This window comes from Pseudomonas sp. AS2.8 (assembly GCF_014190935.1).
In the GTDB taxonomy this organism is placed as follows: Bacteria; Pseudomonadota; Gammaproteobacteria; order Pseudomonadales; family Pseudomonadaceae; genus Chryseomonas.
Genome location: NZ_JACHVV010000001.1, coordinates 523,920 through 548,627, shown reverse-complemented (window position 1 = coordinate 548,627; position 24,708 = coordinate 523,920). Strand labels below are relative to the sequence as shown.

Below are 24,708 nucleotides of genomic sequence, written 5' to 3'. Positions count from 1 at the left end.
CAGACAGGATGTCTGGACCCTATTCAAAATATCGCGAGCCAGTGGCAAACGAGGCAGACATGACCACGGAAGCGGACCGAGCTCGCGCGTGAGTTTACGAACGGTAATGAACGATACGCCCACCAGTCTACAGGGGTGGTATTGGCATCTGGTGCTGGGCAATTTGAAAGCCTGCGATAGCACCTGGCTCGGAAGGGGAAAGAGATGCTCGCCATATCGAGCGTCGACCTTGCGGCGCTGACCAATATCGAGGCGGCCAGCCTGGTGGCTATTGCCTGATTGCAAAGGGCAAACCTACCGCTGGCGCCATCTAGCTCAGCCAACCGGCTTCAAGGCCCGGATGACTGAGCGCACGTCTCTGCGCCAAGTGGCACTAGGCGTTGTTGCTGACCCTGACATCCCTGAACAACAGGAACACCATCACGGCGGCCAGGATCTCCAGCGCTGCTACGAAATACAGTCCCGCGGAGAGACTGCCGGTCAGGGTGCGTAGGAAACCGATCATATAGGGCGCGACGAAGCCCGCCAGATTGCCGATACAGTTGATCAGAGCGATCCCACCGGCTGCGGCGGTACCTGCCAGAAACGCCCCTGGGATCGACCAGAACACCGGGAATGCGGCCAGGATGCCGGCCGCTGCCACGGTCAGGGCAATCAGCGCCAGAGTGGCGTTACCCAGGCACAGGCCGGTAGCTATCAGACCCAGCCCCGCCAAGAGTGCAGCGATCGCGCAATGGGCGCGTCGCTCGCCGGTTTGGTCGGAGTGGTGGCCATTCCATAACATCGCCAGCGTTCCGATGATGAAAGGAATGGCGGCCAGCAATCCGATGGTCATGTTGTTATCGATGCCCAAGGACTTGATCACCGATGGGGTCCAGAACGCGATGGTGGCGTTGCCCGAGACGATGCAGAAGTACACCAGCGCGCATAGCCATACCCTGGGATTGCGAACCAGGCTTTTCAGATCGCTGTGTTTTTCCGGGGCGGCATCTTCTCGAGCAATGACCTGGCTGACGTGATCGCGCTCGGCCTGCGTCAGCCATTTGGCCTGGGCCGGTTTTTCCGGCAGGTAGCGCAGCACCGCGATACCTGCCAGTACCGAAGGAATGCCCTCGATGATGAACAGCCATTGCCAGTTGGCCAGACTGCCGACCCCGACCATGCGGCTCATGATAAAGCCTGCGATAGGACCGCCCACCACCCCGGCGATGGCGAAGGAAGTCATGAACATCCCATTGATGCGCGCGCGCTGCGCCGCCGGAAACCAGTAGGTGAGGTACAACACCACGCCAGGAAAGAAGCCGGCTTCGAATGCACCGAGCAGAAAGCGCAGGACGTAGAACGACATCGGACTTTCCACATAGGCCATGGCCACCGAGGTCAGTCCCCAGAGAATCGTGATGCGCGCCAACGTGCGCCGGGCGCCAATCTTCTCCAGGAGCAGATTGCTCGGCACCTCGAAGAGGAAATAGCCGATGAAGAAAATGCCTGCGCCGAGGCCGTAGACCGCCTCACTGAAGCCCAGGTCGTCGAGCATCGCCAGTTTGGCGAAGCCGACGTTTACCCGATCGATCCATGCCAGAACGAAGAGGAACACCAGGAATGGCAGCAGCCGCCAGGCGATCTTGCGATAGGTCGCGGCGATAGCGGTACTGTCCGGGTTCGCGCCTTGGGAATCGGCGGTCAGGACGGGATTCTGGTTCATACTGCATCTCCATCGATTCAGCGCCGAGGAAGACCCTGAGGGGGCGTCGGAGCATCAAGGGTTCAAAGAGGGCACCGCTCGCATTGCCTGGCGCGCGGCATTGCTTCAGCTGCGGCGCAACAAGGCCTCAACACTGCGCGCCACTTGCAGCACGCGCGCGTCCTGGCCGTTCAGCCCGGCGATCGACAGGCCCACAGGCAATTCGTCGCCGCCGTGACAGGGCAGACTCAGCGCGCAGCCGTCCAGGAAATTGATGACGCTGGTGTTGCGCAGTACCAGGCCGTTGGCGGCAAAGAACTGCTCATCGTCCTGCTCGAGGGCGGACAACAGCGGCGGAACGACGGCCACGCTGGGCAGCAGCCAGGCATCGGCATCACCCAGACGTGCTTTTGCCGCGGCGATCATGACCTTGCGCTGGGCTTGCAGGTGCAAATAGTCGGCAGCGCTCAGGGATTGGCCACGGCGAATACGCTGGGCCACACGGGGGTCGTAGTCGTCAGCCTGGCTACCACTCAACCAGGGATGATGCAGATACCAGGCCTCGGCAGCGGTAAGGCCGCCTGCGGCATTGATCTCGGGCAGCTGATGCAATTCCGGGAAGTCGAACCAGCTGATCGCAGCGCCGGCATCCTGCAGACGCTCCAGACTGCGCTGGAAGGCCCGAGCCACGGTGTCATCCAACCCATCCAGCACGAAATCACGGGTCACTGCCAGGCGTAGTCCGGCAAGGGAAGCGGGGCGAGAGTCGAGTGTTTCGCCCGAAAGAATTTCATCGAGCAGGATGCTGTCGGCCACCGTTCTGGTGAGGGCGCCAACCGAGTCCAGGCTGGTTGCCAAGGGCATGCTGCCTTGAGTCGACACCCGTTGTGCGCTGGGCTTGAAGCCCACCAGGGCGCAAAAGGCCGCCGGGATACGCAGCGAGCCACCGGTATCGGTTCCCAGGCCAGCCACGGCCATGCCGGTGGCTACGCTAACCGCTGCACCGGAGCTGGAACCGCCTGCGATGCGCCCGGCAGCCACCGGGCTGGTGGGTGAACCGTAATGGGGATTCAGGCCCAGGCCGGAAAAGGCGAATTCGCTCATGTTGGTTCGCCCGAGCAGAATAGCGCCAGCGGCGCGCAGGCGAGCCACGATGGCGGCATCGCAGCCGGCGGGCGCTGCCTGGGCTAGCAATTTGGATCCGGCGGCGGTGACTTGCCCGCGCACATCGAAGAGGTCTTTGATCGATACCGGCAGGCCCGCCAGGGGCGACGGGACGTAGCCAGCGGCGCGAGCCTGGTCGCTGGCTCGTGCGGCCAACAGCGCCGCCTGGGAGTCGACGCTGATGTAGGCGAAGCCACCCGCAGCGCGATGGACCTCGATGCGCTCCAGCGATTGCGTAACCAACGCCTCGCTGGTGGTCGTGCCCTGGGCAAGCTCAAGCGCCAATTCACTGATCGCTTTCATCAGGGTCACTCCGCTACCGGCAGTGGCTCGACCCGGTAGGTATGGCTCAGGCTGCGCCCAAGTACTGGATCAAACAGCTCCATCTCAAAGGATTCGCCATAGCCCAACTCGCCGATCACCGGCTGGGTTCCGCAGAACATCGCGGTACCCGCAGGTAGCGCAGCGCCGTCATGGAGCTTGGCCAACAAGGTAGCGGGCGCCAGCAACGAGGTCACCGGACCGTCCTGATAAAGGGCGCGGACGCCGTCGCGATCTCGCCACGTGCGCATCACCAGTTGATCCCAGTGCCCTTCTACCTCCGCAAAACGCCAGGCTGTGGAGGCGATGGGCTTGTCACACATCTGCTTGGAAACCGTGACGTCGAAGGCTTCAACCTTGCGGTCGGTGTGGTCCGAGCCGAGGCCAACCAGCAATCCCTCAGCACTGGGAATCAGCACGATTTCCGTCTCGCCGGACGAGTTTTTGCCGGGCACCTGGATGCTGGGTGCCGGGTTCAGCAGGCTTGCCGCGACGCGGTAGAAACAGGGAATTTGAGTCGGACGGCGTACGCCCAGGGCTTCCAGTTCGGCGATGTGATGTTCGACCGCAGCGCTGTCGCGGCCAGCCCAGCCAGCGATGATCAGATGGTCGATATCGACGCAGACTTCACCATGGCCGATCACGTTGAGGTTGAGTTGAGTCATCTTAGGATCCTTTGACGGAGGAGTGAGGGCACCAGACGTGTTACTGATGATCTTCTGATATATCACAGTATTTTCAGATAGCAACGCCTGTGCCAGCTTTGCTCAAGTCGATGAAAGTCGCTATTTATCAGTGGTTTGCGTAGAAGAAAGGTACGGGAGAGAAGAGTGGGATGGAGGCAGGCTGTTACCTATCCGCACCGTTTCAGCGCACCTCTGCGCAACTCAAGTTCAGTGCGGCCTGTCGATTGCTTCGGCAAGAGGCGACAGAGAGGACCTTTTTCCATACAGTGATATATCAGCAGTGCCTCGAGGACAGTTTCTTGCTCGATACCACCGATACATCCATTCCAGTCAAAGGCGGTGCCAGCCTGCGTGAGCTCGCCTATGCGCAGATCAAGCAGCGCATCATTACCTGCCAGCTACGTCCGGGCGATGCGATCAATGAAGCTCAGCTAACCCAACTGCTCGGTTTGGGCCGCACACCGGTGCACCAGGCCTTGCACCGGCTGGAAATGGAGGGAATGGTGACCATCCTGCCGCGCAAGGGGGTGATAGTCACCGCGATCTCGCTCAACGACGTTCTCGACATGATCGATGTGCGGGTCTGCAATGAACAGCTGTGCGTGAAGCTGGCACTTGAACGGGCGCAGGAGAGCGATTTCACCACCATGCGCACCATCCTCGAGCGGTCGCCAGCCCTGCTCAAACAACGGGATGTACCTGGGTTGATGGACGTGGACCTGCAATTCCACCTGGCCATTTCAGCGGCTGCGCGCAACCGGGTACTCGCCGACCTCCTGCGCAACCTGCATGAAAAACAGGCCCGCTTCTGGTTCCTGACCATGTCGGAGATGCACCATAGCGAGCGCATCCACGAAGAGCATCTGCAGATCCTCAATGCAATGGAGAATCGTGACAGCGAGGCGGCCATTCATGCCATCCATCATCACATCGATGACTTCCGGCGAGCGATCATCCGTACGCTGTGAGCTGATTGGTTCCCGGGCCAGCGTTCCTCTGTCCAACCACATCCCAGCGGCTACCAAGCGATGCCGCCGGGCCGATAGGTCGAAGGTGCCTTGAGCAGCACCTTATAGCCCTCCTCCGCATTTAGCCGCTGGCCAGCGGAAGGCAGCTAGAGGTTGCGCTCAGCCCACACCTCAGTCCGCGCCTTCACATTGCCGCGCTGGCGGCTACGGGCGGCACGATCGAAGTCGCGCAGCGCCGAGACCTTTGGCTCGGCCTCCGCCTTCGGCTGCTCACGCACGATATCAGCGGTACCCGCTGGTTGCGGTGCGAACCGTCGAGATGAACAAGATCCGCCGCGACGCCCAGTCGAACACAAGGCCGACCGCCTGGAATGGGAGGGCATAATCCATTTCAGCCCCCACCATGCTGAACAGAAATACTCGAATTTCTTGTCCCGTCTAGCGCATGAATTTCCCCAGTGCTTTTCCTCGATAGGCGCTTGGGTAGCTCAACCTCAAGGACGATGTGGCTACCCCGTACCCACAGACAGCCTCACGACACGGCAGCAGGCAATCGATCATTTCCAGCAGGACGCCGATTGCCGGATCTTTGTCCGCACGACGTCAGCGGCCGGAACCAGCAATAACCTGACTGTCGCCACCTAGCTGTTCTTTCTGGGGCTGCCCTGGATGCCCAACCTGTAAAACCAGGCCGAGGACCGAGCCTACCTGCGATGGCCAGCGTTGCCTGATGGTGGTCACGATCCTGCGGGTGGAGAACGGCCTCGATCTGGCGCTGTGGCAGATGCTGCACGATAAGCGGCGAATAGTTCCGGAGCTCACTGAGCCTGGCGCTGTTAGGCGCGTGTTAACCGTGTTCACAGGCAGCATTGCCTAGCGGTCCTGTTTGCTACGCCTCAGTACAGCGGATGCAATCAATCTTTCACAAAATAAGTTAGCCAGATATCTATTTGGCCAATCGAGCCCACTTGTCCCGATATCTCTACCTAGCATCCTGTCCATCAGTAATCTTGATCAAATTTTCACATGCCGATAGTCAGGTTACTTAGACCGCTCTGCCGCAGCCAACATACGTAGCGTGCTATCTACAGCTTAGTAGGCAGTCTATCCGCCGTGCATCAGGCCTATCGCAGATAAGGCTTCGTTAGCATGAAGCGAAGTCAGTAGAACACGATTGCGTCTTAACATTTATCGTGACGACCGTTAACTATTCTCGGCTGGGTGCACTGCCATCCGCGCCGTACCCTTCTCCGAGGCTCTGCCATGCATCAAAACGGATGGAATTTTCTCAGCAACATCAGCGTCAGGGCCAAGCTAGCACTCGGCTTCTCGCTACTTATAGGAATGATCCTGATGGTGGCCTATACCGGCTGGCAATCGACCGATACTCTGCGCGATCGTAGCGAACGGATGGGCGATATCTCGAGCTTCAGTACCTTGGCTCGGGACATGCGCATCGAGCGCCTGGTGTACTTCGTAAAGGCAGATGACGGCCAGGCGAGCAAGTGGCTCGCAGCTCTAGATCGAACCGAGCAGCAGCTGCTGGCAATTCAGCCGCACTTCGATACGCCGGCCAATCTGACGCTGCTAGAGGACGCCGAATCGACAATCAAACGATATCGAGAATTTTACAAGCAAGCCGTTAATGCAACCCGCGAGCGGGAAGTCTCGCGTAAAGTTGCCTCTGTCGCCGCAGAGTCTGCTAATGAACAACTCAAGGCCTTATTTAAGGCTGCGAACTCAGATACCGGTCGAGCCGAAGATCGTCAACTGATAGCGGATCTCCACTTAGGCGTACAAGGCATGCGCGTCAACTTCCGTGCCTATGCATCGCTGCCAAGCAAAGAAACCGAAGAGGCCGCGCAAAGTGCTATTTCAGCGGTCCTAACGCAAATCAAGGGCCTCGATTCGGCCAATCTTCCGAACCCTTCTGTTCAGAAGCTGACTGTTGACGTTAGTAACTATCAGAAAGAATTGCAGCGTCTTATTGTCCTGCAATCGGACGTAGATAAGGCACAGGCCGGTATCACGACCACAATTACGGCGATTCTCACAACTGCCGATAAGTTGACAACAAATCAGAATAGCTCGCAGCTATCCGATGTAGCCAATGCTAGGCAGATGTTGCTTCTATGGCTCTGCGTTGCGATTGCCCTAGGCCTGATAGGTGCCTGGCTGATTACTCGCTCCATCGTGACTCCGCTGAAGGAAACCGTTGCGTTGGCAGAGACCGTTGCTGCGGGTGACTTCACTCACCAGCAACGGATCACACGTAAAGACGAACTGGGTGCTCTCCAGGTCAGCATGCAACGGATGACCTCTAATCTTCGCGGGCTAATCGGCGAGATGAAGGACGGGGTAGTACAGGTAGCTAGCGCAGCTGAGCAGCTATCAGCGGTGACCGAGCAGACCAGTGCCGGGGTCAACTCCCAAAAGGTCGAGACCGACCAGATCGCTACTGCGATGCAGGAGATGACCGCCACTACCCATGAGGTTGCACGTAACGCAGGCGAAGCGGCCAGATCCGCGCTGGAAGCCAGCCAACAGGCCGTTCAGGGCGATGAGGCTGTTAGCAAAGCCGTGAACCAAATTGAGCTGTTGGCGACAGAGATGGAATCGACCAAAGCCGCCATGGCAACGCTTCGTGGCAACGCAGAAAGCATCGGAGGCGTCCTGGACGTGATCAAAGCGGTGGCAGAGCAAACCAACTTGCTCGCTTTGAATGCCGCCATCGAGGCAGCTCGTGCTGGCGAAGCAGGCCGTGGCTTTGCCGTGGTTGCTGACGAGGTACGTGGGCTGGCTCAACGCACTCGCTCTTCGACTGACGAGATCGCGCTCCTTATCACCGGACTGGGTCAAAGTACCGACAGAATGGCAGCGGTTCTCGAGCAGAACATTGCGCTCACTGATAGTAGTGTGGGCTTGTCGCGGGAGGCTGGCGATATGCTCAAACGCATTACCCAGTCAGTCCGGGCCATTGAATCCATGAATGAGCAGATTGCATGTGCAGCTGAGCAGCAGAGCGCCGCCGGCGAAGAGATCAGCCGCGGCGTGACCAACGTCCGCGACATCTCTGATCAGACAGCCGCTGCCAGTGAAGAGACCGCAGCTTCGAGCATGGAACTCGCCCGCATCGGGGTACGCCTGCAGGAGATGACTAACCGCTTCAAGGTATAACGCGGGAGGCTGGATCGGTCAGAGCCATGCAGAGTAAGAACTCGAATATTTTGCATATCGATAATGGAAAGTCTATGGACAGACATACCACCAGCCTTTTTCATTTAAAGACCCCATTGTCAAAAGTCAACTTCATCAAAATAAAATCCTCCGTTCGCGTGATGTTAAACACGCAAGGGGCTTACGTGGATCAAATCTACGAAGACAAAGTAAAGCTGCTTGGCATCGCGCTTGCCATTATGGTCGCTGGACTGACAGCTTTGTTTATTGGCGTTATGCTCGAGTTGTCTGAGACCACCTACCAAGTGTGCTCAAAACCATAATCAATTTCAGACCTCTCCACGCTGAACAGGAATACTCCGCTTTTTTGCTCCGTCTAGCGCATGAGATTCCCCAGTGCTTTTCCTTGATAGGTGCTGGGGTAGCTCGATCCTGAGGACAAGGTGATCGTCTTCCGCGAATACAACAAGACAGTAGCCACGTTGCAGCAACTAGGCGAGACCACAGGCCTGGGATGTGTCCCCCTGGTTGGCACTAATAGCCGCACGAAGCGGCAGCAGGCAATCGATCGCCTTTAGCAAGGCGTCGATTGCCGGATCTTTATCTGCAGCAAGACGTCAGCGACAAACACTGGCAACAACCTGACAGTAGCCAACTAGCTGTTCTTCCTGGCGCTGCCCTGGACGCCTGGGCTGCAGGACCAAGCGGAAAGCCAGGCCTACCGAGACGGAAAGCGTCGCCTGGTGAGGGGCAAGATCCCGCTGGTGGAGAACAGCTTAGAACTGCAGCTGAGGCAGATGCTGCAGGAGATGCTGCAGGAGATGCTGCAGGAGATGCTGCGGAGTGCTCGGGGCCTATGGACGCAGATGCAATTGGTCGATCACATAACGAGCGCGCTAGAGCCGTGGGAAACCGTCCAGTCGCATGCCTTTCAGCAATTGACCTTAAGGAGCCTTTGCGCCGGTGCTACAAAGTGACCGCACGTCCGGTATGCAAACGCAGCTTGAATATCGCGTTAAAGATAATCGCGCTTGTGCCGACAGCTGATATCAAACAGACATCACATGTCCGGCCATATCACCGTCACGGAATCGCCTATGTCCATCCTTCAGCACCTGTCCATCATGCGTGGTCTCGACGTCATCGCTTCCGTTATCGAGCAACCCGGGAGCGCAACCAGGCTCGATTCGCTAACCGGCCCGGCTTCAGTGCGCAAGGTAGCCGATGGCCTCAAGGGGCTGCTGGCTCGCCAGGGGACACTCGACGCTCAGTTGCACGAGATGCAAAGCGAGATCGAACAGCTGACTGCTCGCCTCGCCGAGCGCGAGGCCGCGGTTGACCGTTTGGCAACCCGCTTCGATCTGGTCAATCGTGCTACCAGTGAAGGCCTGTGGGATATGGAAGTGGTCGCCGGAGATCCGGTGAACCCGCGTAATGCGTTCTGGTGGTCGGATCAGTTTCGTGCCCTGCTGGGCTTTCGCAACGAGCAGGACTTTCCGAACGAACTCGGAAGCTGGGCCAATCGCCTGCACCCGGAGGACAGCAAACCTACCCTGGACGCGTTCGCCCGGCACCTGAACGATCGCAGCGGCAACACCCCCTATGACATCGAGTACCGGGTGGCGACCAAAAGCGGCGAATATCGCTGGTTTCGTGCGAGCGGCGAGACCCTCCGCGACGCGAGGGGTACGCCGCTGCGGGTGGCCGGCTCCCTCAGGGACATCCATGATCAGCGCCAGCGCGATGCTGAACTCGAGGTGACCCTGACGCGTTTCGAGCTTGCCCGCGAAATGCTCAACGATGGCCTCTGGGACATGGAGGTGATAGCGGGCGATCCGGTCAATGCGCAGAATCCTTTCTGGTGGTCGCCCCAGTTCCGCCGCCTGCTGGGATTCGAGACCGTCGAAGAATTTCCCGATGTTCTCGACAGCTGGGCGTCCCGTTTGCACCCCGAGGACAAGCAACGCAGCATCGAGGCCTTTGGCGCCCACCTCAATGATCGTAGCGGCAAGACCGGCTTCGATATCACCTACCGTCTGAAATTGAAGGATGGAAGCTACCGCTGGTTCAGGGCACGGGGTCAGACCCGACGCGCCAATGACGGAACGCCGCTGCGGGTAGTGGGTGCCCTGACCGATATCCACGCCACCCATGAACAGAATGCGCTTCGCGACGCGCAGCAAGCCCAGCATCGCGAGATGGAAGAAAGCCTGAAGAACGTCACCGACATCGTCAGCTCGATCCAGGGCATCGCCGCCCAGACCAACCTGCTGGCGCTCAATGCCGCGATCGAAGCGGCACGAGCCGGCGAGGCCGGACGAGGCTTTGCGGTGGTAGCCGACGAAGTTCGGAAGCTGGCTACGCGCACGTCAGAAGCGACGCAGCGAGCGGCCACCATGATTCAACAGTGACGGTGCGTACGTCCTGGCTGTCTGGCCTGAACCGCCAACCAACGGTGCAGTCAGCTTGAGAGAGTGCTCCAGCTCTTCTTTCAGGTTGGCATATCTGAAGGCTTCGAACTGAATCTGCCTCCGCCCTGTGCGGGGGCTTTTTTTGGCCACTATGAAGCCAACCGCTCGCGACGCCAGGACGCGAGACGCCCAATACCGAACACCTCCCCCTTGTCGCAGTCGAATCCGTGCCCACCGGCGTGGCGCTGACATCCGCGCCGGTCCAGACGCCCGGGGTGACGCTGCCTGTCCGGCAATCTCCAACCGTCCCTCAGGCGCCGGGCACCTTTTCGTCGGCACCATGCCTGTAGCCATTTTGCCCCAGGCGAGAGCGGCAACATTTGCAGGTCAAGGGCGCGGAATTCGCTTCGGCGTTGGAAGTAGACAAGGTCTTTCACCGTACAACCAGGTTGACCCCAGGCGGACTTGGCGGTTGCACACCAGGGCAACAGCTCCTCGCAGCCCAAGAGAGGTCTATCCTGGCGGCAGCCGATTGTGGATTCGATGATGCCGTCGAGAGGATGACCTACCCAGTCGAAATTCCACGACGCCCGCCCATTGGCAGGCGGGTAAAGGTTAGGTCACTTCCAGACGCACCTGTGCATGGACCTGCACAGGCGTTTCAGAGATGGCTAGACCCGGCCTGCTTGGAATCAGGTGCATCCACCGTGCAACGCCAAACCGCGCAGCCAGGGACGCAGCGTTTTCAAGTCGATATCGACGCCCTCCGACAACATCAGAGGACCGCGCTCGACCTTCCGTGGATCACCGCTGCCTGGACCTGAAACGCAGAAACCCTCCTTGCGGAGGGTTTCTGGTGAAGATGGTGGGTCGTGTGGGATTCGAACCTACGACCAATTGGTTAAAAGCCAACTGCTCTACCGACTGAGCTAACGACCCGTTAGTGGCCGCCATTCTAGCGATTTTCTCAGGAGAATCAACACCCTAGATGAAATTTTTTACTGGTAGCGCGTAGGGTCGGAAATTCCCGCCGCCTTGAAGCCTTCGGCGCGCAGGCGACAGCTGTCACAGCGACCGCAGGCCTGGCCTTCATCGTCGGCCTGGTAGCAGGAGACGGTCAGGCCATAGTCCACGCCCAGCTGGCTGCCAGCCTGGACGATCTGCGCCTTGGAAAGGAACTGTAGCGGGGCTTCGATCTTGAAAGTATCCCCTTCCACACCCGCCTTGGTAGCGAGATTGGCCAGCCGCTCGAAGGCTTCCACGAACTCGGGCCGGCAATCCGGATAGCCGGAATAGTCCACCGCGTTCACCCCGATGAAGAGATGACGAGCACCGAGCACCTCGGCCCAACCCAGGGCCAGCGACAGGAACACGGTGTTGCGCGCCGGTACGTAGGTGACGGGGATGCCCTCGCCCGGGGTCTCCGGGACGGCAATGTTTGGGTCGGTGAGCGCCGAGCCGCCGATGCCGTTGAGATCCAGGCCGATCACCTTGTGCTCGACGACTCCCAGCTGACGCGCGACGCGCTCGGCGGCCTGTAGCTCGGCTCTATGGCGCTGGCCGTAGTCGAAGCTCATGGTGTAGCAGGCGAAGCCCTGGGCCTTGGCCATGGCGACGATGGTGGCAGAATCCAGGCCGCCAGAAAGAAGGATGACCGCTTTAGGCTGACTCATGCTCAGTGTCCCGGTTCGTCGTTCCAGAGAATCTTGTGCAGCTGCAACTGGAAACGGACCGGCAGGTTGTCCGCCACGATCCACTCCGCCAGCTCACGTGGCACCACCTGGCCATGGCTGGGCGAGAACAGCACCTCGCCGGCCCGTTGCTCCAGGCGATACTCGATCAGCTTGGAAACCGCCCAGTCATAGTCCTCGCGGGAGCAGATGACGAACTTGACCTGATCATTGGGCGTCAGGTGGTCCAGGTTGGCGTACAGATTGCGCCCAACCTCCCCCGATCCCGGTGTCTTGAGGTCGACGACCTTGCTGACGCGTACATCCACGCCACTGACGTCCAGGGCGCCACTGGTTTCCAGGGACACCTGGTAACCGGCATCGCACAGCTGCTCGAGCAGCTTGAGGCAGTTGGGCTGGGCCAGTGGCTCGCCGCCGGTCACGCAGATATGCCGCGGCCGGTAGCTCGCGACCTGCTCCAGGATGGCATCCAGGTGATGGATCTCGCCACCGGTGAAGGCATAGGCCGTGTCGCAATAGTGGCAGCGCAAGGGACAGCCGGTGAGCCGGACGAAGACGGTGGGAAGACCGGCGGTGCGGGCTTCACCCTGTAGCGAATAGAAGATTTCGGTAAGACGTAGGGTATCTTTTTGCATGGGAGCCACGGGCGTGACGGCTACACAGGCCATCCGCCTCCGTTGCGGTAGATAGAAGAAAAAAGCCTGCGCTAGGGCAGGCTTTTCAGATCCCGCTGCGCCAGTTGCGCAGCGGAGGTTCCGGGATACTGGCTGATGACCTGCTGGTACATGCCCTTGGCCCGATCGGTGCGGCCGAGCTTCTGCTCGACCCCACCCAGTTTGTACAGCGAATCCGGCACCTTGTTGCTGGTGGGATAGGCCTGACTGACCTTGGCGAAAGCCTGGCCCGCGGCCTGCAGATCACCCTTGGCCAGATTCACCTCACCCAGCCAGTATTGGGCATTGCCCGCATACTGACTGTTGGGATACTTGCGCAGAAAGGCGTTGAACGCCTGGCTAGCCTTGTCGAAATCCTTGGCTTTGATCAGATCAAAGGCAGCGTCGTAATACAGCTTTTCCTTCGCCGGATCGCCTGGCTCGCTGCTGGCGGCCGGTGCCCCTGCGGAAGCAGGTGGGGTCGGCGCATTGTTGGCCGGGATGGCACCACCTTGGGCGGCACCCGCAGCGGCTCCGGCACCTGCATTGGCAGGAGCGGAAGAAAGCTGGGAAATACGGCCATCCAGATCCTGGTAACGATCCAATCCTTCCTGCTTGAGCTGGCGGATCTCGTTTTCCTGAACCTCGACCTGGCCACGCAGGCGAGCGATATCGTCCTGCATCTGTTGCAACTGCATGAACAGTTGACCCATGCCGGAAACGGGAGCCCCGTTTCCGGCACTGGCCGCGCCTGCGTTGCCATAGCCTTGCCCAGCGGACTGGGCAACTCCATAACTACCATCCTGTACGGGAACCTGAGCCCCGGCGACAACCGGTACACCAAGGGTCAGGGCGATCAAGAACTGCAGGCGCTTGGACATCGTTTATTACTTCTTCAGCTCGACGCGACGGTTCTGAGCCCAGGAAGCTTCGTCGTGACCGACGGCAACCGGACGCTCTTTACCGTAGGACACCAGCTCCAGCTGAGCCGGGGACACGCCCTGCAGCACCAGGTAGCGCTGAACGGCCTTGGCACGACGCTCGCCCAGCGCCAGGTTGTACTCGCGGGTACCGCGTTCGTCGGTGTTGCCTTCCAGAACGACACGCTGGCCGCTGGCCTTCAGGTCACGAGCGTGAACGTCCAGAGCGCGCATGGCTTCCGGCTTCAGGTCGGAGCTGTCGTACTCGAAGTAGAAGGTGGTGATGGCGCGCAGAGCGGCTTCGTCGCCCATGCTGCCGTCGACGGCACCCGAGTTGGCGCCGTAGCCAGCGTTCGGGTCGACAGCACCGGCGCCAGCGCCAGCACCAGCGCCTTCACCGGAGGCGTCGCCGCCCTTGGAGGAACAGCCCACGGCCACGGCCATGGCCAGAGCCAGTGCAGCGAACTTGCCGAATTTCAGCATTTCCATCATGTAACTCCTAAAAGAACCGCAATGTTGGTGTAACTAAGGACTTTTCTAATTAGCCGTCAGTTCAGGTAAGGAGACCAGGAAGGCTCGCGCACGTCACCCTGGGCGGTGGGAATAGGAATCCGGACGCGACCATTGATGGAGACAAGCATCAGGACGCCTCGGTCCTGCTGGCGGGTGGCGTAGATTAGCATGGTGCCATTGGGTGCGACAGTGGGCGAATCGTTGAGGCTGGTGTTGGAAAGTACCCGCACAGAGCCACGCTGGAGGTCTTGCGCAGCGATCTGGAAGTTGGTGAAACCTTCCTGGCGATGCACCATGACCAGCGTCTTTTCATCCGCCGAAAGTTTCGGGTTGGCGTTGTAGTTACCGACGAAAGTCACGCGCTCAGCACCCCCGCCATTGGCGCTGGTCTTGTAGATCTGCGGCTTGCCGGAACGGTCGGAGGTGAAATAGATGGTCTGGCCATCCTTGCCCCAGAAGGGCTCGGTATCGATGGCCGAGTCATTCGTCACACGACGAATGGCACGCGAGCCGAGGTCCATCACATAGATCTCGGGGTTGCCGTCCTTGGACAGCACGAAGGCCAGGCGATTACCATCGGGCGAAAACGCCGGTGCGCCATTCAGGCCTTCGAAGTTGGTCAGCTGCTCGCGGCGACCGGTATCGATGTACTGCATGAAGATGCGCGGGCGCTGCTGCTCGAAGGAAACGTAGGCGATGCGCTTGCCGTCCGGCGCGAAACGCGGCGACAGGATCGGCTCGCGCGACTGCAGCAGGGTAACGGCACGCGCACCGTCATAGTCGGCGCGCTGCAGGGTGTAACGGGTGTTGGTGGCGGAGAAGCGCTCGGCGGTCACATAGAGGATTCGCGTCGAGAAGGCACCCTTCACGCCGGTCAGCTTTTCATAGGCCTGGTCCGAGATGAAGTGCGCCATGTCGCGCAGCTGATCGGTACTGCCGCCGACGTTGCCGGTCAGGACCTGCTGTTCGGTGGAAACGTTGAACAGGGCGTAGCTGATCTGCAGCCGACCACCGTTGGGCACGATGTTGCCCACCAGCACGTAGTTGGCGCCCAGCGCCTTCCAGTCACGGAAGATCACTTCGCTGGCCTGGCTCGGCTGACTCAGCATGTTCTGGCGCGGAATCGGCGAGAACACCCCGGAGTTGCGCAGGTCGTCGCTGACGATATTGGCCAGGTCTTCCGGCAGCGGCTGGCCACCCTGCCAGCCGAAGGGCACGACGGCGATCGGAATGGCGCGATCACTACCGCTGGAGATCACCAGCGGATCGGCCGCCTGGGCGGAGCCCACCACCAGGACCAGGCCCAGCAGGATGTAACGGATCAGGGTGTTCACAGACTCAGGTCCTCCGGTTTGAAGATCATGCGGCGCTGACGGTACAGCTGATCGAAGGTCTTGCGATCCAGCTGCTGCAGCTCACGGATGCGACCGACGTTACGGACGGCCGATACCGCTGAATTATCGAATTCCTTGTTGCCACTGGAGCGGGTCACCGTCGCGCTGGTAATGGTGCCGTCCGGCAGCATGTTGATCTGCACCTCGACGCTCATGCCATTGCGCGCCGACTGCGGACGCGTCCACTGCTCGCTGACCAGACGCACGATCAGGTCATCGAAGCTCGATGCCACCTCGTCGCCCTGCTCTTCGGCCAGTGCCTGCTGCCGCTGGGTATCATCGGACAGCAGCTCGGCCAGCGCCTGCGCCTTCTTGTCTTCCGCCGCCTTGCGTGCAGCTGCCTGGGCAGCCTTCTTCTTGGCGTCGTCTGCCGCTTTCTTCTTGGCGGCCTCTGCCGCGGCCTCTTTCTTGGCCGCTTCTGCCGCAGCCTTCTGCTTGGCCTCTTCCGCCGACTTCTGCTTGGCGGCTTCGGCCGCCGCCTTCTTGGCCGCTTCGTCGGCTGCCTTCTGCTTGGCGGCTTCGTCGGCCTTCTTCTTGGCGATGTCCGCCTGCTTCTTCTGCTCGACCGCCTGCTTGGCTTCCGCAGCCGCCTTGGCGGCCTCGGATTGTTTCTCGGCCTCAGCCTTGGCTTCGGCGGCCTTGGCCGCCGCTTCCGCTTGCTGCGCCTTTCGAGCGTCGTCGGCTTTCTTTTGTTCCGCGGCCTGTTGCTGGGCTTCCTTCTGTTGCTGAGCCGCCTTGGCCGCCGCCGCTTCACGCTGGGCTTCCTGCTGCTCGCGACGCTGCTCCAGCTGCTCCTGCTCGTACTGTTTGGCCGCGGTCTTCTTCGCCTCCCCCGCCAGTTTCTGCTCGGTCTGCACCTGCGCCGAACTCTTGGACTTGAGCTGGACCAGAGTGGCCTGGACAACCGGGCGCGACTGGGGCAATTCAGGGGTGAAGGCGAAGCTGACAAACAGCAGGCCGAAAATCAGCACATGCAGGGCGACCGCCCAGATGACCGGCCAGAAATAACTTTCGGACGACGAACGCTCGCGGTGTCGCATCAAGGCGCCTCGGTAATCAACCCGACGTTGGGCACGCCGGCCTGTTGCAAGGCACCCATGGCGCCGGCGACGACACCATAGTTGGCAGCCTTGTCACCCCGGATGAACACCTGGGTGTCCGCCCGCTGACGCATGATGGCACCGACCTGCTGACTCAGCTGGGGCAGCGACACCGCGGTCTCGGACTTGGCCTTCTGATCGGTATCCACCTCGGAACCGACGTTCCAGTAGTAGGTGCCGTTGGCCTTCACCGAGACGGTGAGGATCTGCTTGTCGTTGTCTTGCGGCAGGGCCTGACTGTCGACCTTGGGCAGGTCGACCTTGACGCCCTGGTTGAGCATGGGCGCCGTCACCATGAAGATGACGAGGAGCACCAACATCACGTCGATGTAGGGCACCACGTTCATCTCGGCGACGGGCTTGCGTTTCTTGCGGCGAGGGACCATGGGATACCTCTTTATTCGTCGCTGGTGTGGACTTTGCGGTGCAGGATGGCCTGGAATTCGTCCGCAAAGGTGTAGTAGCGGTTGATCAGCATTTCCGAGCGGGCGGCAAAGCGGTTGTAGGCCACGACGGCGGGAATGGCAGCGAACAGACCGATGGCGGTGGCAATCAGGGCTTCGGCAATGCCGGGAGCCACGGTGGCCAGTGTCGCCTGCTGGGCGGTGGACAGGCCGCGGAAGGAGTTCATGATGCCCCAGACGGTACCGAACAGACCCACATAGGGGCTGGTGGAACCGACCGTGGCCAGGAACGGCAGGGCCTGCTCGAGCTTTTCTTCCTCACGGGAGATGGCGACGCGCATGGCACGCGAGACGCCTTCCATCACGGCATCGGGATCCACGCCGGGCTGCTGACGCAGGCGGGAGAATTCCTTGAAGCCGGCGCGGAAGATCTGCTCCACGCCGGAGTCCGGATCGGGGTTGCTGCCGGCCTGGCGATACAGCTTGGACAGATCGATGCCCGACCAGAATTTCTCCTCGAAGGCATCCAGGGAACGCTTGGCGGCGCGCATGGCATTGCCGCGCTGGATGATCATGATCCAGGACGTGACAGAGGCTGCGACCAGGATGAGCATCACCAGTTGCACCACCAGACTGGCGTTGGCGATGAGGCTCCACATGGACGTATGGTCGACGTTGGGTTGCACGCTTAATCTCCTGATTGAATTGACGCCGGATTTCCGGCAAGAACCGTTCGTATGGCGGCAGGGATAGCCCTGGGCCTGAAGCTGTCAGCACGCACGCAGGCGACCGTCACCCACCCTTCACAGAGCAGGACATCGTCCCTGGCGCGCCGGACCTCCTGGTGAAACCTGAGGCTGGCGCGCTTCGCCTCGACCACCTCGGCACCGATCAGCAACTCGTCATCCAGTCGCGCGGGCGCATGGTAGCGCGCTTCGCTGCTATGGACGACGAACAGCAGACCGTCCCGAGCGAGTTCGGACTGGGCATAGCCCAGCGCGCGCAGTCGCTCGGTGCGGGCGCGTTCCATGAACTTGAGGTAGTTGACGTAATAGACGATGCCGCCGGCATCGGTATCTTCGTAGTAGACACGACACCTGAGGACGGACGGCGACGGGCTCCGCGATTGCGCGTGCATACTCTAGAACCTAGCCTCGCCGTTGCCAATCAGAAATGTTCGCAACTGCATTTAATTACCATTGACTTCGAACAGATCGGGTGTACCACCCTGGGCCAGACGCGTCGGCAGATTGAGTCCGAAGTGCAGATAGGCATGCCGGGTCACTACCCGTCCGCGCGGCGTGCGCATGATATAGCCTTGCTGGATCAAATAGGGTTCCAGCACGTCTTCGATGGTGTGACGCTCTTCGCTGATGGCTGCAGCGAGGCTGTCGACGCCCACCGGACCGCCGTCGAACTTGTCGATCATGGTCAGCAGCAGACGGCGATCCTGGTGATCGAAACCCTGGGCGTCGACGTCCAGCAGATCCAGGGCACGACTGGCGATGTCGTGGCTGATGTGGCCCTGCCCGCGCACCTCGGCGAAATCCCGCACCCGCCGCAGCAGGCGATTGGCGATCCGCGGCGTGCCGCGCGCCCGGCGGGCGATTTCCATGGCCCCCTCGGCCTCGATGGCGAGACCGAGGATGCCGGCCGAGCGGGTGACGATGGTGGCCAGGTCCGCGGTGCCGTAGAACTCCAGACGCTGGACGATCCCGAAGCGGTCGCGCAGCGGGTTAGTCAGCATGCCGGCGCGGGTGGTCGCGCCAACCAGTGTGAAGGGCGGCAGATCCAGCTTGATGGAGCGTGCCGCCGGACCCTCGCCGATCATGATGTCGAGCTGGTAGTCCTCCATCGCCGGATAGAGCACCTCCTCGACGATGGGCGACAGCCGATGGATCTCGTCGATGAAGAGCACATCGCCGGCTTCCAGGTTGGTCAGCAGCGCCGCGAGATCGCCCGGGCGTTCCAGCACGGGGCCCGAGGTGCTCTTCAGGGAAACCTGCATTTCCTGGGCGATGATGTTGGCCAGGGTGGTCTTGCCCAGGCCGGGCGGGCCGAAGATCAAGGTGTGGTCGAGGGCCTCGCCCCTGCCCTTCGCGGCCTGGATGAACAGCCCCATCTGGTCGCGCACCACCGGCTGGCCGATGTAGTCGGCCAGGCGCACCGGACGGATGGCGCGATCCTGGAATTCTTCACGGTCGCGGCCGCCGGCCGAGATGAGGCGATCGGTTTCTATCATGGGATCAGACCATGCCCTTCAGGGCGCGACGGATGAGTTCCTCGCTGGAAAGGTCTTCCCCTTCCACGGCGGCGACGGCGCGACTGGCTTCCTGGGGCTTGAAGCCCAGGGCGACCAGGGCGCTGACCGCATCGGCCTCGGCGCTGGCCACGACGGCGGCCTGATTCGGCAGGGCCAGGGGAGCGATGCCGGGCAGACTTTCCCAGGCCTTGAAACGGTCCTTCAGCTCGACCAGCAGGCGCTCGGCAGTCTTCTTGCCCACCCCCGGCACCTTGACCAGGGCGGCCGCGTCCTGGGCTTGCACACAGCGAACCAATTCATCCACCTCGAGACTGGACATCAACGCCAGGGCCAGCTTGGGGCCGACACCATTGAGCCGGATCAGCTCGCGAAACAGCTCACGCTCGCGCTTTTCCCCGAACCCATACAGCAGGTGCGCATCTTCCCGTACCACGAGGTGGGTATGCAATGTGACGATTTCACCCTGGGCCGGCAGCCGATAAAGGGTCGTCATGGGCACTTCGACCTCGTAGCCGACTCCGCCCACGTCGAGCAGGAGATACGGCGGCTGCTTTTCCGCCAGGGTGCCACGTAGACGACCGATCACAGGGATACCTTCCTAACGTTGGAGCGAGAGGGTTGAGCGGATGAGACTAGAGTCGCAGGCGACCGCCACGGCGGCGGGTCGCCAGCAAGCCATGAGGCACCAGGCTCTGCCGGGTATGGGCATGGCACAGGGCGATGGCCAGGGCATCGGAGGCGTCGATCTGCGGCTTTTCGGTCAGCCGCAGCAGGTGCATGACCATCAGCATCACCTGCTGCTTGTCCGCCCCGCCATTGCCGACCACGGCCTGCTTGACCTGGCTCGCGGTGTATTCGGAGATCTCCAGGCCACCCTCGGCGCCGGCGACGATGGCCGCACCCCGGGCCTGACCCAGCTTGAGCGCCGAGTCGGCGTTACGCGCCATGAACACCTGCTCGATGCCCATGGTGACCGGCCCGTACTGGGCGATGACGTCGCGCACGCCGCGATAGACGATCTGCAACCGCTCGGGCAACGGACCGTTTCCCGTACGGATGCAGCCGGAGGCCACGTATTCGCAGCCTCGCCCGGTGTCGCGCACCACGCCGAAGCCGGTCAGCCGCGAGCCCGGGTCGATGCCCAGCACCAGGGTGCCGGGCGCATCGGGCGGCAGGCGCTCGTAGAGGGACATCAGCCGAGCTGCGCCATGACGTCGTCGGGGATGTCGGCGTTGGAATAGACGTTCTGCACGTCATCCAGGTCTTCGAGCATGTCGATCAGCTTGAGCACCTTCTGCGCGGTGTCCAGATCCAGGGTCGCGGAGGTCGAGGGGATCATGGTCACCTCGGCTTCGTCGGCCTTGTAGCCGGCGGCGGTCAGGGCTTCGTTGACGGCGATGAAGTCGGCGAAGCTGGTGAAGACGTCGATGGAGCCATCGTCGTTGGCCACCACGTCGTCGGCACCGGCTTCCAGGGCGGCTTCCATCAAGGCGTCTTCGTTCAGGCCGGGGGCATAGCTGATCTGGCCCTTGCGCTCGAACAGATAGGCCACCGAACCGTCGGTGCCCAGGTTGCCACCGCACTTGTTGAAGGCGTGACGGACTTCGGCCGCGGTGCGGTTGCGGTTGTCGGTCATGGCCTCGACGATGATGGCGACGCCGCTCGGGGCATAGCCTTCATAGGTCAGTTCCTCGACGTTCTCGCCTTCGCCGGCACCCACGCCCCGGGCGATGGCCCGGTCGATGGTGTCGCGGGTCATGTTGGCGGTCAGTGCCTTGTCCACCGCCAGGCGCAGGCGGGGGTTGTCGGCAGGGACGCCGCCGCCCTGGCGCGCGGCCACGGTCAGCTCACGGATGATCTTGGTGAAGATCTTGCCTTTCTTGGCATCCTGGCGTTCTTTGCGATGCTTGATGTTGGCCCATTTGGAATGACCGGCCATAAGCTACTCCAATGTCTTGACGAAGACGGCGCCGCGGCGATGACCGCGGCGCACTGAAAAGGGAAACGGAGGGCATCCACCTGGGCGCCCTCCTCCGATAGGACCTATTCCGCCTTGGGCTGCTCGCGCAGGCGGATGTGCAGCTCGCGCAGCGCCTTGGCATCCACGGCGCCAGGCGCCTGGGTCATGACGTCGGCCGCGCTCTGGGTCTTCGGGAAGGCGATGACTTCGCGAATCGAGGAGGCGCCGGTCATCAGCATCACCAGGCGATCCAGGCCGAAGGCCAGGCCACCATGGGGCGGAGCGCCGAACTTCAGGGCGTCGAGCAGGAAGCCGAATTTCTCTTCCTGTTCCTCGGCGCTGATTCCGAGGACCTCGAAGACCGCCTGCTGCATCTTCTTGTCGTGGATACGAATGGAACCGCCGCCCAGCTCGGTGCCGTTGAGCACCATGTCGTAGGCCCGCGACAGGGCTGCACCCGGGTCGGCCTTGAGCGCTTGCGGATCACACTTGGGCGAGGTGAAGGGGTGGTGCATGGCGGTCAGGCTGCCATCGTCGTTTTCCTCGAACATCGGGAAGTCGACCACCCACAGCGGCGCCCACTGGCAGGTCAGCAGGTCGAGGTCGTGGCCGAGCTTGATGCGCAGCGCGCCCAGGGCTTCGGAGACGACCTTCGTCTTGTCCGCGCCAAAGAACACGATGTCGCCATCCACCGCGCCGACGCGGTCGAGGATGACATTGATGTTGTCCAGCGGGATGTTCTTGACGATGGGCGACTGCAGGCCCTCGACGCCAGCGGCGCGCTCGTTGACCTTGATGTAGGCCAGGCCCTTGGCGCCATAGATGCCGACGAACTTGGTGTAGTCGTCGATCTGCTTGCGCGGCATGCTCGCCCCACCCGGTACCCGCAGGGCGGCGACGCGGCACTTGGGATCGTTGGCCGGACCGGCGAAGACCTTGAAGTCGACGTCCTTGAGCTGGTCTTCCACGTCCACCAGTTCCAGCGGGATGCGCAGGTCCGGCTTGTCGGAACCGAAGCGACGCATGGCTTCGGCCAGGGTCATGTGCGGCAGCTCGCCGAATTCGACGTCCAGGACTTCCTTGAACAGGTTGCGCACCATGGTCTCGGTGATGTCCATGATGTCTTTTTCATCGAGGAAGCTGGTCTCGATGTCGATCTGGGTGAATTCCGGCTGGCGGTCGGCCCGCAGGTCTTCGTCACGGAAGCACTTGGCGATCTGGTAGTAGCGATCGAAGCCGGCGACCATCAGTAGCTGCTTGAACAGCTGGGGCGACTGCGGCAGGGCGAAGAAGCTGCCGGGATGGGTGCGGCTGGGCACCAGGTAGTCGCGGGCACCCTCGGGGGTGGCCCGGGTCAGGATCGGGGTCTCCACGTCGAGGAAACCGTTTTCGTCCAGGTAGCGGCGGATGCTGGAGGTGATGCGCGAACGCAGCTTGAGCTTCTCGGCCATCTCCGGACGACGCAGATCGATGAAGCGATAGCGCAGGCGGGTCTCTTCGCCGACGTCGGTGTATTCGTTCAGCGGGAACGGCGGGGTTTCCGCTTCGTTGAGCACTTCCAGCTCGTAGCCCAGCACCTCGATGGCGCCGGAAGCCATGTTGGCATTGCGCGCGCCTTCGGGACGCAGACGCACCTTGCCGGTGAGCCTGACGACGTATTCGCTGCGCACGCGGTCGGCCTTGGCGAAGGTGTCGGCGCGATCCGGATCGAACACCACCTGGGCCAGGCCTTCGCGATCGCGGATGTCGAGGAAGATGACCCCGCCGTGGTCACGGCGGCGGTGGACCCAACCGCAGAGGGTGATTTCCTGGCCGTCCAGGCTCTCGTTTAACTGGCCGCAATAGTGGCTGCGCATCATGGTCGTGGTTTCGCTTCTCTAGAACAGGCTAAATGCGTGGAGGCACCGGGCCGGCAGGACCGGGTGCTCGACTGAACGGGAGATTCTATATCATCCGTCACGATTTTACCGTAGCCGGGCGCGCAGCTCGACGTGCGAACACTGGCTAAACGGCCAGCGGTTCTGTGATAGCCTCGGAGCCCTTCACAACCGACGCACAGGAGCCATCAGCATGGAAATCAACATCGGAATCGCCGAACAGGATCGTGCCCAGATCGCCGAGGGCCTGTCGCGCCTCCTGGCCGACACCTACACCCTGTATCTGAAGACCCACAACTTCCACTGGAACGTGACCGGGCCGATGTTCAACACCCTGCACCTGATGTTCGAGACCCAGTACACCGAGCTGGCGGTCGCCGTGGACGACATCGCCGAGCGCATCCGCGCCCTCGGCTTCCCGGCGCCGGGCACCTATGCCGCCTACGCCCGGCTGTCGAGCATCAAGGAAGAGGAAGGCGTACCGGACGCCCAGGAGATGATCCGCCTGCTGGTGCAGGGCCAGGAAGCCGTGGTGCGGACCGCCCGGGGCATTTTCCCGCTGCTGGACAAGGTCAGCGACGAGCCCACCGCCGATCTGCTGACCCAGCGCATGCAGACCCACGAGAAGACCGCCTGGATGCTGCGCAGCCTGCTGGCCGCCTGAGTCCGGCCATCGTCGCGGGCCGCAGCCCGCGACGGTGCCACGATTGAGCGGCCCTCACCTTTTGGGTTTAATAAGGACGCGCTTTTCGCGCCGGGTCACTCCGCTGTCGGGTATCGCTCCGGCAGTTTCGGCAGTTTCGGCAGACCCGTGTTATCTATCCCAAGGTGATTTCACATTGAACACGTTATCTACTGTCCATGTCGTGGTGGGCGCTGCTGCGCTCCTGTTATCGGCGATTCCCGGACTGCAGTCCGACACCTCGTCCTTCGATCAACCCGAGTCCATCCATCTGGCCCTGCTGGGTCTTGCCACCCTTCTCTTCACACCCTTCTCCCGGAGCCGCAGCAGCGGTGCCCAGAAACTCGCCAGCGCCCTGCTGGTGATCGCCGTGGTGGCCCAGACCTTCATCCTGCTGGCACCTCTCGAGCAGATCGGCGGCCTGCCGGCCGAGCTGCTGCCGCTGGGGCTGACCCTGGTCGCCGCCCTGGCCAGCCTGCCGGAGAAGTTTCGCGCCCAGGCTAGCAGCGCGCCAGCGATCGATGCCGAGGTGCGCCCGCGCCAGGCCGCGCGTCCGGCGCCCGTTGCGGCCGCCCCGGTACGCGCGCTGGCCGATGACCGCGAGCGCGGCACGGTGAAGTGGTTCAACACCTCCAAGGGCTTCGGCTTCATCTCCCGCGATACCGGCGACGATATCTTCGTGCACTTCCGCGCGATCCGTGGCGAAGGCCATCGGGTGCTGATGGAAGGACAGCGCGTGGAGTTCTCGGTGATCCAGCGGGACAAGGGCCTGCAGGCCGAGGACGTGATCATCGCGGCCTGATCCGTACCAGCCAAAAGAAAGGCCGCCCTCGGGCGGCC

23 protein-coding genes, 1 tRNA gene and 1 pseudogene are annotated in these 24,708 nt (G+C 61.6%); 7 read left to right on the top strand and 18 right to left on the bottom strand.

Going from position 1 to position 24,708, the window contains the following annotated elements; translation table 11 throughout:
- Window positions 1-373: 373 nt before the first annotated feature.
- From FHR73_RS02535 to FHR73_RS02525, 3 genes are all read right to left on the bottom strand, one after another.
- Window positions 374-1,705: an MFS transporter gene (locus FHR73_RS02535; protein ID WP_183629303.1), complete on the bottom strand. Its 1,332-nt coding sequence runs from the start codon at window positions 1,703-1,705 to the stop codon at window positions 374-376.
- Between the two features lie 105 nt (window positions 1,706-1,810).
- Complete coding sequence (locus tag FHR73_RS02530; RefSeq protein ID WP_183629301.1) at window positions 1,811-3,151, bottom strand: amidase; 1,341 nt, start codon at window positions 3,149-3,151, stop codon at window positions 1,811-1,813.
- 5 nt (window positions 3,152-3,156) lie between these two features.
- The gene (locus tag FHR73_RS02525) at window positions 3,157-3,834 is read right to left on the bottom strand and encodes a DUF2848 domain-containing protein (protein ID WP_183629299.1); all 678 of its coding nucleotides are present in this window, start codon (window positions 3,832-3,834) and stop codon (window positions 3,157-3,159) included.
- Window positions 3,835-4,154: 320 nt separating this feature from the next.
- Here FHR73_RS02525 and FHR73_RS02520 point away from each other — a divergent pair, with 320 nt between their 5' ends.
- From FHR73_RS02520 to FHR73_RS22625, 4 genes are all read left to right on the top strand, one after another.
- Window positions 4,155-4,823 (top strand): GntR family transcriptional regulator, encoded by a 669-nt coding sequence (locus FHR73_RS02520; RefSeq protein ID WP_260175571.1) that lies wholly within the window; start codon window positions 4,155-4,157, stop codon window positions 4,821-4,823.
- Window positions 4,824-6,176: 1,353 nt separating this feature from the next.
- Entirely contained in the window at window positions 6,177-8,000 is a 1,824-nt protein-coding gene (locus FHR73_RS02515; RefSeq protein ID WP_409258649.1) for a methyl-accepting chemotaxis protein, read from the top strand.
- Between the two features lie 74 nt (window positions 8,001-8,074).
- The gene (locus tag FHR73_RS02510) at window positions 8,075-8,323 is read left to right on the top strand and encodes a hypothetical protein (protein ID WP_183629288.1); all 249 of its coding nucleotides are present in this window, start codon (window positions 8,075-8,077) and stop codon (window positions 8,321-8,323) included.
- Window positions 8,324-9,097: 774 nt separating this feature from the next.
- Window positions 9,098-10,411, top strand: coding sequence for a PAS domain-containing methyl-accepting chemotaxis protein (locus FHR73_RS22625; RefSeq protein ID WP_183629286.1), 1,314 nt, complete (start codon window positions 9,098-9,100; stop codon window positions 10,409-10,411).
- An 863-nt stretch (window positions 10,412-11,274) separates the two neighbouring features.
- On the opposite strand, the gene FHR73_RS02500 is transcribed toward FHR73_RS22625, so the two are convergent.
- From FHR73_RS02500 to aspS, 15 genes are all read right to left on the bottom strand, one after another.
- Window positions 11,275-11,350: transfer RNA gene (locus FHR73_RS02500), tRNA-Lys, on the bottom strand.
- A 59-nt stretch (window positions 11,351-11,409) separates the two neighbouring features.
- Window positions 11,410-12,084, bottom strand: a complete 675-nt coding sequence (gene queC, locus FHR73_RS02495; RefSeq protein WP_183629284.1) for a 7-cyano-7-deazaguanine synthase QueC — start codon at window positions 12,082-12,084, stop codon at window positions 11,410-11,412.
- A gap of 2 nt (window positions 12,085-12,086) precedes the next feature.
- A complete protein-coding gene (gene queE / locus FHR73_RS02490) occupies window positions 12,087-12,737 on the bottom strand; it encodes a 7-carboxy-7-deazaguanine synthase QueE (RefSeq protein ID WP_183629275.1) in 651 nt (216 codons plus the stop codon).
- Window positions 12,738-12,808: 71 nt separating this feature from the next.
- Window positions 12,809-13,636 carry a tol-pal system protein YbgF gene (ybgF, locus tag FHR73_RS02485; protein ID WP_183629273.1) on the bottom strand — a complete coding sequence of 276 codons (828 nt, stop codon included), beginning with the start codon at window positions 13,634-13,636 and terminating at the stop codon, window positions 12,809-12,811.
- Between the two features lie 6 nt (window positions 13,637-13,642).
- Window positions 13,643-14,164 carry a peptidoglycan-associated lipoprotein Pal gene (gene pal, locus FHR73_RS02480; protein ID WP_007160328.1) on the bottom strand — a complete coding sequence of 174 codons (522 nt, stop codon included), beginning with the start codon at window positions 14,162-14,164 and terminating at the stop codon, window positions 13,643-13,645.
- 59 nt (window positions 14,165-14,223) lie between these two features.
- Window positions 14,224-15,522, bottom strand: coding sequence for a Tol-Pal system beta propeller repeat protein TolB (tolB, locus tag FHR73_RS02475; RefSeq protein ID WP_183629271.1), 1,299 nt, complete (start codon window positions 15,520-15,522; stop codon window positions 14,224-14,226).
- A complete protein-coding gene (tolA, locus tag FHR73_RS02470; RefSeq protein WP_252977172.1) occupies window positions 15,519-16,625 on the bottom strand; it encodes a cell envelope integrity protein TolA in 1,107 nt (368 codons plus the stop codon). The genes tolB and tolA overlap by 4 nt, the downstream gene beginning before the upstream one ends.
- Complete coding sequence (gene tolR / locus FHR73_RS02465) at window positions 16,622-17,068, bottom strand: protein TolR (protein WP_133861225.1); 447 nt, start codon at window positions 17,066-17,068, stop codon at window positions 16,622-16,624. The genes tolA and tolR overlap by 4 nt, the downstream gene beginning before the upstream one ends.
- An 11-nt stretch (window positions 17,069-17,079) precedes the next feature.
- A complete protein-coding gene (gene tolQ, locus FHR73_RS02460) occupies window positions 17,080-17,772 on the bottom strand; it encodes a protein TolQ (protein ID WP_007160332.1) in 693 nt (230 codons plus the stop codon).
- 2 nt (window positions 17,773-17,774) lie between these two features.
- Window positions 17,775-18,224: a tol-pal system-associated acyl-CoA thioesterase gene (gene ybgC / locus FHR73_RS02455; RefSeq protein WP_183629269.1), complete on the bottom strand. Its 450-nt coding sequence runs from the start codon at window positions 18,222-18,224 to the stop codon at window positions 17,775-17,777.
- A gap of 51 nt (window positions 18,225-18,275) precedes the next feature.
- Window positions 18,276-19,328, bottom strand: coding sequence for a Holliday junction branch migration DNA helicase RuvB (gene ruvB, locus FHR73_RS02450; RefSeq protein ID WP_017642116.1), 1,053 nt, complete (start codon window positions 19,326-19,328; stop codon window positions 18,276-18,278).
- Between the two features lie 4 nt (window positions 19,329-19,332).
- Complete coding sequence (gene ruvA / locus FHR73_RS02445) at window positions 19,333-19,935, bottom strand: Holliday junction branch migration protein RuvA (protein ID WP_183629267.1); 603 nt, start codon at window positions 19,933-19,935, stop codon at window positions 19,333-19,335.
- Between the two features lie 46 nt (window positions 19,936-19,981).
- A complete protein-coding gene (gene ruvC / locus FHR73_RS02440) occupies window positions 19,982-20,542 on the bottom strand; it encodes a crossover junction endodeoxyribonuclease RuvC (protein ID WP_007160336.1) in 561 nt (186 codons plus the stop codon).
- On the bottom strand, window positions 20,542-21,288 hold the full coding sequence (locus FHR73_RS02435; protein ID WP_183629265.1) for a YebC/PmpR family DNA-binding transcriptional regulator: 747 nt from the start codon (window positions 21,286-21,288) through the stop codon (window positions 20,542-20,544). The genes ruvC and FHR73_RS02435 overlap by 1 nt, the downstream gene beginning before the upstream one ends.
- 104 nt (window positions 21,289-21,392) lie before the next feature.
- Window positions 21,393-23,168 carry an aspartate--tRNA ligase gene (aspS, locus tag FHR73_RS02430; RefSeq protein WP_183629263.1) on the bottom strand — a complete coding sequence of 592 codons (1,776 nt, stop codon included), beginning with the start codon at window positions 23,166-23,168 and terminating at the stop codon, window positions 21,393-21,395.
- A 211-nt stretch (window positions 23,169-23,379) separates the two neighbouring features.
- Here aspS and FHR73_RS02425 point away from each other — a divergent pair, with 211 nt between their 5' ends.
- The 3 genes and pseudogenes from FHR73_RS02425 (at window position 23,380) to FHR73_RS22480 (ending at window position 24,670) form a co-directional block, all read left to right on the top strand.
- Entirely contained in the window at window positions 23,380-23,850 is a 471-nt protein-coding gene (locus tag FHR73_RS02425; protein ID WP_132832088.1) for a Dps family protein, read from the top strand.
- 34 nt (window positions 23,851-23,884) lie between these two features.
- Window positions 23,885-24,334 (top strand): annotated as a pseudogene (locus FHR73_RS22620) (cold shock domain-containing protein membrane protein); the annotation flags it as partial.
- A gap of 120 nt (window positions 24,335-24,454) precedes the next feature.
- On the top strand, window positions 24,455-24,670 hold the full coding sequence (locus FHR73_RS22480) for a cold shock domain-containing protein (RefSeq protein ID WP_166655908.1): 216 nt from the start codon (window positions 24,455-24,457) through the stop codon (window positions 24,668-24,670).
- The last annotated feature ends 38 nt before the right edge of the window (window positions 24,671-24,708 follow it).